This is a genomic window from Kitasatospora sp. NPDC032150, assembly GCF_055579945.1.
In genome coordinates, this window is the sequence record NZ_JBVIMH010000005.1 from 169,595 (window position 1) to 181,517 (window position 11,923).

Consider the following 11,923-nt stretch of genomic DNA (forward strand, 5'->3'; position numbering starts at 1 on the left):
GTCAGTGGCCGTCTGCGTGGTGTCCGCCGGCGAGTTCGCGGTGCTCGGCGGGGGTCGGCTTGGCTATCTGGCCGGTCGGGCCGAAGTAGGCCGCGGAGAGCCGGGCCCGGGCCGTGGCGAGCGGTCCGGCCTTGTGCTCGACCCCGTTCTCGTCGACGCCGGCCGGACGTTCGACCGCCCGGTGCTGTTCGTGCGCGGTCAGCCGGTGCAACTGAGCCGGTGCCAGGGGCTGGTGGACCTCGACGAACTCACCGTGCGGCAGGCGTTTGATGATCCCGCTCTCGCGGCCGTGCAGCACCTTCTCGCGGTCGCGGCGCTGCAGGCCGAGGCACCACCGCTTGGTGACCGTGAAGACGGCCACCGGTACCACGAAGGCGCCGATCCGCACCGCATAGGTGATCGAGTTGAGCGAGAGGTGCAGGTGGGTGGCGAACAGATCGTTGCCGCCGCCGGCCAGCAGGACCAGGTAGAGGCTGATCCAGGCCGCTCCGAGCGCGGTGCGGACGGGTGCGTTGCGCGGCCGGTCCAGCAGGTGCCGCTCGCGGGCGTCCCGGGTGATCCACGCCTCGACGAACGGGTAGCAGGCGATCGCGGCGAGCACCAACGGGAAGAGCAGGAAGGGGATCAGGATGCCCAGGTTGAGGGTGTGACCCCAGGCCCGGACCTCCCAGCCGGGCATCACGCGGATCAACCCCTCGGCGAAGCCCATGTACCAGTCCGGCTGCGCGTCGGTGGACACCTGGTCGGGGCGGTACGGACCGTACGCCCAGATCGGGTTGATCATCGCGATCGCCGAGGTCGTGGCGATGATGCCGAAGACCAGGAAGAAGAAGCCACCGGCCTTGGCCATGTACACCGGCATCAGCGGCATGCCGACGACGTTCTGCTCGGTCCGGCCGGGACCGGCCCACTGGGTGTGCTTGTGGTAGAAGACCAGGATCAGGTGCGCCACCAGCAGGCCCAGCATGATGCCGGGGATCAGCAGCACGTGGATGGTGAAGAACCGCGGCACGATGTCGGTTCCGGGGAACTCCCCGCCGAACAGGAACATCTGCACGTAGGTACCGACCAGCGGCAGCGCCAGGACGGTGCCCTCGATGAACCGGATGCCGGTACCCGAGAGCAGGTCGTCCGGGAGCGAGTAGCCGAAGAAGCCGTCCAGCATGCCGAGGAAGAGCAGCAGGAAGCCGAAGACCCAGTTGATCTCGCGCGGCTTGCGGAAGGCGCCGGTGAAGAACACCCGCATCATGTGGACGAACATCGCCGCGACGAACACCACCGCGGCCCAGTGGTGGATCTGACGGATCAGCAGCCCGCCGCGCACCTCGAAGCTGATGTTCATGGTCGAGGCGTACGCCTCCGACATTCGGATGCCGTCCAGCGGGGCGTAGGGGCCGTGGTAGACCACCTCGGCCATGCTCGGCTTGAAGAACAGCGTCAGGTAGACGCCGGTGAGGATGATGATGACGAAGCTGTAGAGGCAGATCTCCCCGAGCATGAAGGACCAGTGATCCGGGAAGATCTTGCGCAGGTTGGCCCTGGCTAGGGAGTAGACCCCAAGCCGGCCGTCCGCCCAGTCGGCGGCCCTGACACCGCGCGAGGCCGTCCGGGTTGCAGGCATCACACACCCCTGTCGTTCGAGAGGACATCGTGAGAACACGGCACGGAAAAACGAGGACTAGTCCCCAGTTCCGCGATCGACTGTAGCGTAACCGGGGAGCCCTCCCCGAATGCTGTTAGGGTCGGGGCATGGCACAGCACACCGACCAGCAGGCGGACCGCCCGAAGAGCCAGGGGGCGGCCAGGAGGCACACCCGGGCCACCGGGTCCGCCGCGTCCGCCGGGTCCACCGCATCCGCCGGAGCCGTCTCGGCGCGCGGGGAGTCCGGCGCGGGCACCGCCGGGACGGCGACGGGTACCGGGGCCGCCGCGCCCCTGGGCCTGCGGCGGGACGCCCAGCGCAACCGGGAGCTGCTGCTGGCCGCCGCCCGCGAGGTGTTCGCCGAGCAGGGCCTCGCCGCGCCGCTCGACCTGATCGCCCGCCGGGCCGGAGTCGGCAACGCGACCCTCTACCGGCGTTTCCCCACCCGGGACGCGCTGATCGAGGAGGTGTTCGCCGAGGCACTGGCCGGGCTCGCGGAGGCCGCCGAGGAGGTGCTGGCGATCGAGGACGGCTGGACCGCGCTGACCCGCTACTTCGAGCGGGTCTTCGCCCTGGTCGCCGCCGACCGGGGGATCAACGACCTGGTCACCATGAGCAACCCGGACATCAAGGCGCTCGCCGACACCATCGGGCGCAACACGCGGACCGTCGCCACCCTGGTCACCCGTGCCCAGGAGCAGGGCACCCTGCGCACCGACATCACGCCCATCGACCTGCTGGTCGTGATGGGCCCGATCTGCCGGGCCGTACCCGCCTTCAGCACCGTCCACCCGGACGCCTGGCGGCGCTATCTCGCCATCGTCCTCGACGCGTTCCGCTCCGGTCCGCCGCGGCCGCTCCCCGGTCCGCCCACCGCACAGGAGGAACTGGACGGGGTCTTCACCGGTGTCTGGGAGATAGCGCGCTGACCCGGCCGGGCTCCCCGGCCGGGTTCTACTCCCCTTCGGCCACGTCGTCGGCGAGGACGAAGCCCTGGGCGCGACACCAGCGCCGGATCGCCTGCACGCGCTGGGTGGCGGCCTCGATCACGGCACCCCCCACCGGCGTCGCCATCGCCTCGAGACGCTCGCGCGCCGCGTTCTGCTTCGCGGCCTCGAGCGCGTCGTTGGCCACCCAGCTGTCCAGGGTGCCCTGCTCGCGCCAGCGGGTCAGCCGGTTCTCGACAGCGTGGTAGGTGGCCTGCCGGTCGCTGTCGCGGGTCGCGATGGCGAGCTGCCGCCAGTGCTCGGAGCGCGCGGTGAGGTACTCGTCGATGGCCTCGCGGGCCACGGTGGCGTCCGGATCCTCGTCCGGTTGGTGGTTCATCACGATGGAACGGTAACGGCCGTCGCGCCCACTGCTCCGGGGGCTCGCCCGCACATCCGGGAAGGAACCGCCCTGCGGCCGCCTCGAGCGGCTCCTTCACGCAGCCGTGGCACATCACCCCGCTTCCGCCGGGAACCGGGCCGGGATCAGCCGGCGCATCCAGGTGCCTGCGGATCGACAGCCCCCGGACCGGACCCGCACCTGTTCCGACGGGAGCGCCGACCTCCGTTCTGATCGGCATGTTGATTGGACATCAGCCGTTGCACTCACCGGCACCGCACGAGCCGACGGCCGCCCGGCCGGAGCTTGCCGCCTACGACCGCGGTCACCTCCCGGCCGCGTCGAGGAGGACGCGCGCCAGCTCGCGCGGCTGGGAGAACATCGGCCAGTGGCCGGTGGCCATCTCCACCAGCCGCCAGTGCTCGCCGGTCAGCAGCTCGGCCACCTGCGGGCTCGGCTCGGCGCCGTCCAGCAGGCACTTGACGTACGTGGCCGGAAGCCGTTCGAGCGGGCCGGCCAGCACGGCGGGCTCGGTCAGCGTGGCACCCGGGTGCGGTGTCGATCCGCCCACGATCCGCGCCACTTGCTCGTCGTTGAGGCCCTGGCCCGCATAGTCGGCCGCCGTCAGGGGCGCCCAGAAACCCCCGTTCTCCGCGATCGACGCCTCCACCATCACCCGGCCGTCCGGCCAGCCCGAGACGAACGACTCGCCGTCGGCCGGGACGTTGGAATCGACGAAGACCACCCGGGCCAGCCGGTCGCCGATCCGCTCCGCTGCCTGGCCGACCGGAATGCCCGAGTAACTGTGGCCGACCAGCACGACGTCCCGCAGATCGAGCCGTTCGACCTCTCCGACGATGTCCTGAACGTGGGTCTGCTGCCCGGCCGGCACCCCCTGCCTCTCGGCGAGACCCGATAACGTCAACGCATGGGCACCGTGCCCGGCCGCACGCAGCTCCGGCACCACCTCGCTCCAGGCCCACGATCCGAGCCAGGCACCTGCCACCAGTACGTAGTTCACCATGGCGGCACCGTAACGGAGGGGACTGACAATCGCGCCTGATCACCTTCGGCACACGCCCTCGCCGGGTCCGGCGGCCGGCCCGACCGCTCCGTCGGAGGGTGGCCCGGCCTCGGACCGTCTTGACCGACCCGCCGTCGACGATGTGATCCGCACCGGTGACGCTGCCCGCCAGGGGCGAGGCCAGGAAGGCCACCAGGGCCGCGACTTCGGAGGTCTCCACCAGCCTGCCGGTGAGCATCCCGACCATCGCCGCGAGCCGACCCAGCAGTTGCTCGTGTTCCACGCCCATCGCCCGTGCCAGGTCAGCGCCGTAGCCGTCCGGGCTCTCCACATGTCGGTGCGGACGGGACCAGGCGAGACGGTGTTGACGCGTACGCCCTGCGGGCCGAGTTCCTCGGCCAGGGCCTTGCCGAACGCGGTCAGTGCCGCCTTGGCCGTGGTGTAGGTGATCGGGCCCGCGTGCGGCACCCGGGCGCCGTTGGAGGAGATGTTGGCGACGGAACCCCGGGCGGCGGTCAGGTGGGGCAGGGCGGCCCTGGTCGTGCGGGCCGCGGCCAGGAAGTTCAGGTTGAACGTCTCGCACCACTGCTGAGCCGTGAAGCCGGCGAAGCCGCCGAGCTGCCCCTGGCCGCCGTCACCGCCGCCGACGTTGTTGACCAGCAGATCGAGTGCGCCGAGCTCGGCGGCGACCCGGTCCACCAACCGGCCGGGGCCCTCCGGAGTGGACAGGTCGACGCGACACCGCGCCACCGCTGGTCGCCCTCTACTGTGCGGCATCGGCCGGCAGGGCGACAGAGCCCTGGGCCGGTGACCGGAGACCGGGACCGCGGGCCCTTTGCGGGTCGGTCTAAGGTCTGAGGTATGAGTTCGGACGAGGGAACCGTGCGTGTCGACAGCTGGATCTGGTCGGTCCGGCTGACCAAGACCCGTTCGCTGGCGGCGACCGCCTGTCGGGCGGGACACGTCCGCGTCAACGGCACGCGGGTGAAGCCGGCGCAGCTGGTGCGCCCCGGGGACGAGGTACGGCTGCAGCACGAGGGCCGGGAGCGGATCGTGGTCGTCTCACGGGTGATCAGCAAGCGGGTCGGTGCGAGCGTCGCCACCGAGTGCTACATCGACAACAGCCCGCCGCCGCCGACCCGCGAGGAGATCGCCTCGGTCGGCCTGCGCGACCGGGGCACCGGGCGGCCGACCAAGCGCGACCGTCGTGACCTGGACCGGCTGCGCGACCTGGAGCAACTGCACGGTCGGTGACGCAACCGGGCCCAGGCGGTCCGGTACCCGGGCGCGGTGGTGGCCGGGCGGCGCTCCGGCACGCCGACGCCCGCCTCGCCGCGGTGGCGGGGCGGGCGCGGGACGGGTGAGGTCAGTGCCCGGCTGTGGCCGAGGCGTCCGCCGGGGCGTCCAGGACACCCAGGACGTCGTTGACGATGGCGACCAGATCGGCTGCGATCGCCGCCAGGTCGCCGGGGATGGCCGCGGCGTTGCCGGCCTCGATGTCGGCGATCAGCTTGGCGAGGTCGGCATTCAGCTTGGCGATGTCGGACGCCAGGCTGCGGGTTTCGGCACCATCTCTGGTGGCGGCCTTCTCGGCCTGCTTCTGCAGGGCGGCGGCCGCCGCCTTCGCAGCGTCCACCTGGGTCCGGAGGGTGGCCTTGTCCACCTGGGGGTTGGTCTTGGCGGAGGCCGCGACGGCGTCGACCTTGCTGGTGAGGTCGCCGAGCAAGCCTAGCTGGTGGATCTGCTGGAGCGACTGCATCTGTTCCGCCTGTCCCGCCCGGGTGGTGGCGGTCCGCGAGGTCGGCGCGGTGGCCGCGCTCGCCTCGACGGTGGTGGCAAGGGCTCCGGTGAGCGCGACACCGGCGAGTGCCGCGATGATCCGCTTGTTACGCATGGAACAACCTTTGCTGTGTGTATTGAGGCCGCAAGGGGCGGCGATGGTCAGCCTCACCCGCCCCATTACGGTCCGCAACCGCAAAGCTCCCAACGGTTACATCACTCTCGGTCGGCCTTAGTCCGACGGCACCATCCGGGCCACCAGTGAGATCGCGATCAGCATTGCCGAGCAGGCCACCAGGCTGAGGCCGAGTGCCATGGCACCCACGGTCAGCCGGCGGCTCCACCCACTGGTCGACAGCCGGTCCGCGAGTACCGGAGCGGCGTGTCCGAGTGCGGCGCCCGCCGCCACGACACCGGCGACCACGCCGGCCAGGCAGATGCAGATGGTGGAGAGGTCCTCGGTGACGGGTGAGAGGCCGACGCGGTGGATGCTGCCGTCGGTCGCGTACTGGACCTGGATCCGGGCGCCGACCGGCTCGTCGAAGTTCAGTGTGGCGTCGGCTTCCAGGAGCCGGCCGTCGGTGGCGGTGGCCGGGCCGTGGCAGATCACGCGTCCCCGGGTGACCTGGACGCGAGCATGCGAAGCCACCGTGAACCGGCCGACGACACCGGCTTCGCGCATCGCGTACCGAAGGTCCCCGGCCCGGCTCTCCACCGCGTGGCCACAGCCGACGAGCAGTCCCGTGGCGACCAGCAGCATTACCGCCACAAGCCCCCAGCCGATGTCCGGCTTTCGCTCCGCGGATGCCCGCCCTGTTCCCGGCACAGCTCCACTCCCCCTTGCCGCGGGCCCGCTCCGGCCGCGCCGGGCACGCATCATGCCAGCTCGGCTCACCACCGTCGCAGCCGGGTCCGGTCGCGGGCAGGGGTCTTGGGGCGTCCGGGTCCTGGGCGCGGCGAGCGGTCGTCAACTCCCGATAGATGCACGGCCTTCCGCCCATGGGACCGGCGACTTCGCGGCCCGGCCCGATCCGTGGCGCGGCGGCCCGCGCGGCAGGCCGGGCCCGACCCGTGGTCGGGCACTGGTGCGGCTGCTGCTGCGCGTCCGTCCGGAGTGCGGGCGCCCGGCCAGGTGTCAGGCGAGCAACCCGCCGGTGTACGGGTCCTCGGCGAGCATCCGCCAGGAGTGGCCGGAGGTCTCGAACGCCTGAGGATCGACGGCCTCGACCATGGCATCGACGTGGCTGCCCAGCAATGCCCGGGGGTCGAACAGCTCCCAGTCGCCGGCACCGTAGTCCCAGCGGGCCCACTCGTCCCGTAGCCGCCCGTACGTCCAGCAGGCGTAGAGCAGGGTGGACAAGTCCCGGTGAAGGTAGGCGGCGGGGCCGCCGTCGTCGTACCAGTCCGGCAGCTCCAGCCGTCCGGTGGCGCCGTCGAGGGCGACCACGAGATCGTGCGGCCACCGGCCGACGGCTATGTAGTCGCGCTGGTGGGCGCGTTCGGTGGCGGTGCCGGGGTGGGCCTGCGCCATCGTCCGGAGCGGTTCCGCGTCGACGCTGAACAGCTCGCCGTCGAGGGGCAGCCCGACCTCGGTGAGCAGGAGCCGGGTGGGTTCGTGGGTGAGCCCGGCCGGGAGCTCCTGCGGCTGGTAGCGGCGCACCTCGCCGCTCCCGTCGATGGCGGCGAGCTCCGCGACCAGCTCGGGCTCGAACTCGTAGGCGAGACCGCCCGGTTCACCGGGGCGGGCGCCCCAGTGCAGGGCGCGGACCAGCAAGGTGGTGGGCCAGTGCGCGGGTGGCGTGTCGGCCTCGAACAGCCTGGGGTCGATGGCCCGGAACCGCTGCTCGGCGGCCGCGATCACCTCCGCGCCCGCCGTGCGAGTCGGTCTGCCGGGCGGCCGGTTCGACCGACTCGACCTCACGGATCAGCCCGGCGAGCGCGGGCAGGTCGGAGGCGATCAGGTCCCGCAGGAGCTCGCTACCGACCCGGTCGGCGAGGTGGACCTCGCCCGTCGCCCCGTCCAGCACCACAGCGGTGCCGCAGTAGTCGGTCTCGCCGAGGACCAGCCATCGCCCGTCATCGGCTGCCCCCTCCCCCGGGCCGAGCTGCTGCAGCCTTTCTGCGCTCAGGCCGTTGAACACCAAGTCCGCTCCCGCCGCGGGCAGGCCCTGCTCGGTCAGGAAGCGCCGCGTCGGACCGTGCGTCAGCCCGTCCGGCAGCGCCTGCTCCGCCAGCCGGACCAGCCCGTGCCGGTCCGTTCGCCGTCCACTGTCCACGGCTTGCCGCCTCCCCTGCCGCCGCCTTCACCGGAGCGCCGATCCTATCGGGCGCCACTGACGACCCGCCGGTCAGCCGGGAGGGCTCCGGTCCGCCCCGGGCTGCCGACCGGCCCGGACCAGCCGGGTTACATTGAGCAGGACAGGACCGGCGGGCCAGCCGGCAGGGAGGTGGCCGATGCACTCGATCACCGACTGGCTGCGCGGCCTCTCCGGCCCGGTGGTCTACGCCGTCGTCGCCGCACTGGTCTTCGCGGAGGACGCGCTCTTCTTCGGCTTCGTACTGCCCGGCGAGACCGCGGCCGTCCTCGGCGGTGTCCTCGCCCACCAGGGCAGGGTCTCCATCGGCTGGCTGATCCTGGCCGTGGTCGGCGCGGCCATCGTCGGTGACTCGGTCGGCTACGAGATCGGCCGCCGCGCCGGTCCGATGATCTTCGGCTCCCGGCCGCTGCGGCGGCACCGCGACCGGCTCGCCGACGCCCAGGACCTGATCCGCCGACGCGGCCCGGTGGCGGTCTTCGCCGGCCGCTTCGTCGCGTTCTTCCGGGCGACGATGCCCGCCCTGGCCGGCAGCTCGCACATGCCCTACCGCCGATTCCTGCTGTTCAACGCGCTCGGCGGCGTGACCTGGGGCACCGGTTTCCCACTGCTGGGCTACTTCGCCGGCTCCGCCTACAGCCGCGTCGAGGGAGCCGTCGGGCGTACCACCGCCGTTCTGCTCGCCGTCGTGGCGATCGCCGTCCTGGCCGCCTGGCAGCTGCGCCGCCGCGGCATCATCGGGCGCCGGCACCGGGACGACGACCGTGAAGGCAGGCGCTGAAGCGCGGCCAGTACGGGCGGCTCCCGGGGCAACCGCACGATCCGGCGGTCAGGCCGTCCCCGCGTCCGACCGGACGTCGTACTCCCGGCGGGCCGCGTGGGTCTCTCCGATCCGTTCCTCGGCCCAGTGTTTGCGGGCGACGATCAGCCGCAGCAGGCTCCGCCCCAGCACGGTCAGGACGGGCAGCTGACCCTGCGGGTGGCCGGGACGTACCCGCTGGCGGAGGCCGCCGCGGCGCACCGGCGGCTGGCGAAGGGCGGGGTCCGCGGACGGCTGGTCCTGGTGCCCTGACCGACCGGGGCGGCGGGCCGCGGCGCGGGCTCCCGACGGACTGCCCTGCTGCCCATGGGCTCCGACCGGAGCGAAGGAGCCGGGCCGCCGAGGACGCGGCTCCTCCGCAGCCCGGCGGCCTTACGGCCGGTCACGGCACGCGCGGGTACCCCCGACGGAGCCGCCGGCTCATTCCGGCACCCGCCGCCTGCCGCCCGTCGCCCGTCGTCCGCTGTCCGCTGTCCGCTGTCCGCCGCCCGCGAGGGCGGAGCCGAGCGGCCACGGCACCGGGACGGAGTGTCCACAGCAGGCGCCCTTCGCCCGGGCGAACGATCGTTCACCCGGGCGTCACCGTCACCCCGGACGGCCTCTCCGTCCGGCGTCGCTCTGCCCTTCGGCAGCTCGAGGGAGATCATGGAATGGCCGGTTGACGCGTGTGGCCCAGGGAGCAGCGGCAAGACGCCGAATGGGAAGGAGCGGCCGGGATGAGCAGGAGCGATCCGCCCGGGGCCGGCCTCGAATGCGCTGGCCCACTGGCGCCTGGCGGTCTGCTGGACATGCTCGCGATCGCGGCGGCGGTGCTCGACGCGAAGGGGCGGATCGTGTTCTGGAGCCCGCAGGCCGAGGCCCTGTTCGGGTACACCGCCGAGGAGGCACTCGGCAAGCCCGCGGCGAAGCTGCTGGTGGATGAGCCGGACTTCGAGCGCGTTCTCACCCTGTTCGCCCGGGTGATGGCGGGCGAGGGGCCCTACGTCGGCACCTTCCCGGTGCGGCACAAGGACGGTCACCGGCTGCTGACCGAGTTCCGCAACGTGCGGCTGCAGGACGAACACGGCCGCGTCTACGCCCTCGGGCTCGCTTCCGACCGGGAAACGGTACGGCGGGTCGAACGCGACCTGGCGCTCTCCGAGCGGTTGGTCTCGCACTCCCCGGTCGGCCTGGCGGTGCTGGACACCGACCTGCGCTACGTCCTGGTCAATCCCGCGCTGGAACGAATCAACGGCCTGCCCGCCGAGGAGCACCTCGGCCGGAGGGCGGGCGAGGTGCTGCCCTTCCAGGACACCGATGCCGTCGAGTCCGTGATGCGCCGGGTCCTGGCCGACGGCACCCCGCTGGTGAACCGGCGCTCGGTCGGCTACCCACCGGGCGATCCGGAGACCGAGCACGCCTGGCGGGCGTCGTACTTCCGGCTTGAGGATCTCAGTGGCCGGGTGATCGGCCTGGCGGTGTCCGTCCTGGACGTCACCGAGCAGCACCAGGTCGCCACCGAGGCCGCCCAGGCCCGCTCCCGGCTCGCCCTGATCGCCGACGCCTCCGTACGTGTCGGCACCACCCTCGACCTGGACACCACCGCTCGCGAGCTGGCCGACATCGCCGTGCCCGAACTCGCCGACATCGCGGCGGTCGACGTCCTCGAATCCGTCCTGGACATCCTGGACGTCGGGCGCGGCACCGACGCACCGCCCGGCGGACTGTCGTTCCGGGCCCTCGCGGTCAAGGCCGCCCGGCCCACACCGGCCGCCCGCGCGGCCGACCCGGTCGGCGAGCCGGCGGCCTACGGTGCGGACCGCCTGGTCACCCGGTGCGTGGCCACCGGCAGACCCGTCCTGGTGGCCCGGGTGCGGCCGGAGGACCTGCCCCGCATCGCCCGGGACGGCGAGGCCGCCCGGCTGCTGGCGGAGGCCGGACTGCGCTCCTATCTCGCGGTGCCGCTGATCGCCCGCAGTGAGGTCATCGGCGTCCTCGACCTCAAGCGCACCGACACCCCGCGCCCCTTCGACCACGACGACGTCATCCTCGCCAGCGAACTCGCCGCCCGCGCGGCGGTCTCCATCGACAACGCCCGCTGGTACCAGAGCCAGCGCCACGCGGCCCGCGCCCTCCAGCGCCACCTGCTGCCGCACCACCCGTCCCTGCGGCCGGGCCTGGAGATCGCCTCCCGCTACCGGCCCGCCGGAGCGGCGGTGGACATCGGCGGCGACTGGTTCGACGTCATCCCGCTGGCCGGTGACAAGACCGCCCTCGTGATCGGCGACGTCATGGGCCGGGGCCTCAACGCCGCCGCCACCATGGGCCAACTGCGTACCGCCACCCGCACGTTGGCCGATCTCGACCTCGCCCCCGACGAGGTGCTGTACCACCTCGACCGCATCACCGCCGGCCTGGACGACACCATTGCCACCTGCGTCTACGCCGTCCACGACCCCCATCTCGCCCGGTACCGCATCGCCGGTGCGGGGCACCTGCCGCCCGTGCTCATCCCCGTCGACCGGGCACCGGAGCTGGTCGACCTGCCCACCGGATCCCCTCTCGGCGTCAGCGGGGGCGACTTCCGGGCCGTCACCGTCGACTTCTCCGTCGGCCACCAACTCGCCCTCTACACCGATGGGTTGGTCGAGACCCGGGACCAGGACATCGACGCCCGGCTCCAGGTGCTCCTCAACCTGCTCGAAGACCGGCCCGGCTCGCCGGAGGAGACCTGCGACTTGCTCCTGGACAGCCTGCACAACCCCGACGAGCCCGACGACGTGGCACTGCTCATCGCCCGCGCCCGGCCCCTTGCCCCCGGCACGGGACCGGAACGCACCTGAAACCCTGAACCGTCCGTGGATCACGAGGCTTCCCCGGGGCGCTGACCACGGTTTCCAGGCTCTCGTACGAGACACTGCGGGTGGCCGGGCCCGGCGACCGGACCTTAACGGCCACGGAGATCGCCGGGAGCATGCAGATCGGGCCGGCTGCGCGCCGGTCAGGCCGCGCGGACGTGACGGGGCCGCCGCCGCACG

12 protein-coding genes and 2 pseudogenes are annotated in these 11,923 nt (G+C 72.5%); 5 read left to right on the plus strand and 9 right to left on the minus strand.

Annotated elements, in window-relative coordinates; translation table 11 throughout:
- Position 1: 1 nt before the first annotated feature.
- Complete coding sequence (gene qcrB / locus ACZ5ON_RS08840) at positions 2-1,621, minus strand: cytochrome bc1 complex cytochrome b subunit (protein ID WP_465587648.1); 1,620 nt, start codon at positions 1,619-1,621, stop codon at positions 2-4.
- 128 nt (positions 1,622-1,749) lie between these two features.
- On the opposite strand from qcrB, the gene ACZ5ON_RS08845 reads away from it, so the two are divergent.
- Positions 1,750-2,571 carry a TetR/AcrR family transcriptional regulator gene (locus ACZ5ON_RS08845; protein WP_465587651.1) on the plus strand — a complete coding sequence of 274 codons (822 nt, stop codon included), beginning with the start codon at positions 1,750-1,752 and terminating at the stop codon, positions 2,569-2,571.
- A 25-nt stretch (positions 2,572-2,596) separates the two neighbouring features.
- Here the strand turns inward: ACZ5ON_RS08845 and ACZ5ON_RS08850 are convergent, their stop codons facing one another.
- The 4 genes and pseudogenes from ACZ5ON_RS08850 to ACZ5ON_RS08865 all read right to left on the minus strand — a co-directional run.
- Complete coding sequence (locus ACZ5ON_RS08850) at positions 2,597-2,971, minus strand: hypothetical protein (protein ID WP_465587655.1); 375 nt, start codon at positions 2,969-2,971, stop codon at positions 2,597-2,599.
- Positions 2,972-3,293: 322 nt separating this feature from the next.
- On the minus strand, positions 3,294-3,992 hold the full coding sequence (locus ACZ5ON_RS08855) for an alpha/beta fold hydrolase (protein WP_465587661.1): 699 nt from the start codon (positions 3,990-3,992) through the stop codon (positions 3,294-3,296).
- A 178-nt stretch (positions 3,993-4,170) separates the two neighbouring features.
- Positions 4,171-4,281: pseudogene (locus ACZ5ON_RS08860) on the minus strand (3-oxoacyl-ACP reductase); the annotation flags it as partial.
- Positions 4,282-4,364: 83 nt separating this feature from the next.
- Positions 4,365-4,769: pseudogene (locus tag ACZ5ON_RS08865) on the minus strand (SDR family NAD(P)-dependent oxidoreductase); the annotation flags it as partial.
- 84 nt (positions 4,770-4,853) lie between these two features.
- Here ACZ5ON_RS08865 and ACZ5ON_RS08870 point away from each other — a divergent pair.
- Complete coding sequence (locus ACZ5ON_RS08870; protein WP_465587665.1) at positions 4,854-5,246, plus strand: RNA-binding S4 domain-containing protein; 393 nt, start codon at positions 4,854-4,856, stop codon at positions 5,244-5,246.
- 112 nt (positions 5,247-5,358) lie between these two features.
- On the opposite strand, the gene ACZ5ON_RS08875 is transcribed toward ACZ5ON_RS08870, so the two are convergent.
- The 4 genes from ACZ5ON_RS08875 to ACZ5ON_RS08890 all read right to left on the minus strand — a co-directional run bounded on the left by ACZ5ON_RS08875 (position 5,359) and on the right by ACZ5ON_RS08890 (position 8,047).
- Entirely contained in the window at positions 5,359-5,886 is a 528-nt protein-coding gene (locus tag ACZ5ON_RS08875; protein ID WP_465587668.1) for a hypothetical protein, read from the minus strand.
- 117 nt (positions 5,887-6,003) lie between these two features.
- Positions 6,004-6,540 (minus strand): hypothetical protein, encoded by a 537-nt coding sequence (locus ACZ5ON_RS08880; protein ID WP_465587671.1) that lies wholly within the window; start codon positions 6,538-6,540, stop codon positions 6,004-6,006.
- 366 nt (positions 6,541-6,906) lie between these two features.
- The gene (locus tag ACZ5ON_RS08885) at positions 6,907-7,302 is read right to left on the minus strand and encodes an SUKH-4 family immunity protein (protein ID WP_465587956.1); all 396 of its coding nucleotides are present in this window, start codon (positions 7,300-7,302) and stop codon (positions 6,907-6,909) included.
- Positions 7,303-7,504: 202 nt separating this feature from the next.
- Positions 7,505-8,047 carry an SUKH-4 family immunity protein gene (locus ACZ5ON_RS08890; RefSeq protein WP_465587674.1) on the minus strand — a complete coding sequence of 181 codons (543 nt, stop codon included), beginning with the start codon at positions 8,045-8,047 and terminating at the stop codon, positions 7,505-7,507.
- A 178-nt stretch (positions 8,048-8,225) separates the two neighbouring features.
- Between ACZ5ON_RS08890 and ACZ5ON_RS08895 the strand changes: the two genes are divergently transcribed.
- The 3 genes from ACZ5ON_RS08895 (at position 8,226) to ACZ5ON_RS08905 (ending at position 11,728) form a co-directional block, all read left to right on the plus strand.
- Complete coding sequence (locus ACZ5ON_RS08895; protein WP_465587677.1) at positions 8,226-8,867, plus strand: DedA family protein; 642 nt, start codon at positions 8,226-8,228, stop codon at positions 8,865-8,867.
- A gap of 96 nt (positions 8,868-8,963) precedes the next feature.
- A complete protein-coding gene (locus ACZ5ON_RS08900; RefSeq protein WP_465587680.1) occupies positions 8,964-9,158 on the plus strand; it encodes a zinc-binding dehydrogenase in 195 nt (64 codons plus the stop codon).
- Positions 9,159-9,622: 464 nt separating this feature from the next.
- Positions 9,623-11,728 (plus strand): SpoIIE family protein phosphatase, encoded by a 2,106-nt coding sequence (locus tag ACZ5ON_RS08905; RefSeq protein ID WP_465587684.1) that lies wholly within the window; start codon positions 9,623-9,625, stop codon positions 11,726-11,728.
- Positions 11,729-11,923 lie beyond the last annotated feature (195 nt).

What these genes read in the sequence shown, in the direction of transcription:
- ACZ5ON_RS08895 (WP_465587677.1), top strand. Translation starts at nt 8,226, where the DNA reads ATGCACTCGATCACCGACTGGCTGCGCGGCCTCTCCGGCCCGGTGGTC.
- qcrB (WP_465587648.1), bottom strand. Translation starts at nt 1,621, where the DNA reads ATGCCTGCAACCCGGACGGCCTCGCGCGGTGTCAGGGCCGCCGACTGG.
- ACZ5ON_RS08845 (WP_465587651.1), top strand. Translation starts at nt 1,750, where the DNA reads ATGGCACAGCACACCGACCAGCAGGCGGACCGCCCGAAGAGCCAGGGG.
- ACZ5ON_RS08875 (WP_465587668.1), bottom strand. Translation starts at nt 5,886, where the DNA reads ATGCGTAACAAGCGGATCATCGCGGCACTCGCCGGTGTCGCGCTCACC.
- ACZ5ON_RS08870 (WP_465587665.1), top strand. Translation starts at nt 4,854, where the DNA reads ATGAGTTCGGACGAGGGAACCGTGCGTGTCGACAGCTGGATCTGGTCG.
- ACZ5ON_RS08885 (WP_465587956.1), bottom strand. Translation starts at nt 7,302, where the DNA reads ATGGCGCAGGCCCACCCCGGCACCGCCACCGAACGCGCCCACCAGCGC.
- ACZ5ON_RS08905 (WP_465587684.1), top strand. Translation starts at nt 9,623, where the DNA reads ATGAGCAGGAGCGATCCGCCCGGGGCCGGCCTCGAATGCGCTGGCCCA.
- ACZ5ON_RS08855 (WP_465587661.1), bottom strand. Translation starts at nt 3,992, where the DNA reads ATGGTGAACTACGTACTGGTGGCAGGTGCCTGGCTCGGATCGTGGGCC.